1 protein-coding gene is annotated in these 692 nt (G+C 72.5%); it reads right to left on the bottom strand.

All coding sequences use genetic code 11. The annotated features are described in order from the left end of the window. A partial coding sequence (locus CCN51_RS51470; protein WP_245881887.1) for an alpha-2,8-polysialyltransferase family protein occupies window positions 1-692 on the bottom strand: 692 nt, incomplete at both ends.

Here is a 692-nt window from a genome sequence, read left to right on the forward strand (position 1 = left end):
GCGCCGGGCAGGGCGAGCGCCGTCAGGCGGCGGCGCTTGAAGTAGCGCCAGGTGTGTGAGTCCAGGTGGGTGCCCAGATAGCGCTCGGCGGCCGGACGCAGATTCGGGTAGATCTTGGCCTGCATGGCGAAGCCGACCGCGGCGACCAGCCCGGTCAGCCGCCGGCCGGTGCGCTCGTCCGTGGGCGGGGTCCACGCCGCGAGGGCCTTGTGGTCCTCGAGGTCGGGCAGCAGCGCGTCGACGATGGTGACGGGCACCCGGTTGCTGTTCTGGTAGGGGGTCAGCCGCTCCAGCAGCACCTCGGTGCCGATCCGGGCGACCGGCAGCCCGTAGAAGACGCTCGCGGTGAGCAGCGCGGTGGAGAAGCAGCCGATGACCAGGGCCGGGGCCATCCGCTGGTACAGCACCTCGGCGAGGACGGGCGTGTCCATGACGGTCAGCTCGGCGCCCAGCTCCGCGGCCTTCTTCTCCAGCATCCGCGACCAGCGGGCCGGCGCGGTCGGGTGCGGCTTGAAGACGACGCTGCGGTGGCCGAGGGCCACGGCGCCGCGCAACATCCGTACGTGCAGCTCTTCCTCCTCCTGCGGAGTGAGGATGTCGAGCGCGGAGAGGTACTGACCGAGCATCAGGGCCGGGCCCACGCCGGTGGCGATGCGCTCGCTCGCGGAGATGACGCCGCGCGGGGCGGCGTC

Origin of the sequence: Streptomyces milbemycinicus (genome assembly GCF_002154605.1) — a bacterium.
Taxonomy (GTDB): domain Bacteria; phylum Actinomycetota; class Actinomycetes; order Streptomycetales; family Streptomycetaceae; genus Streptomyces; species Streptomyces milbemycinicus.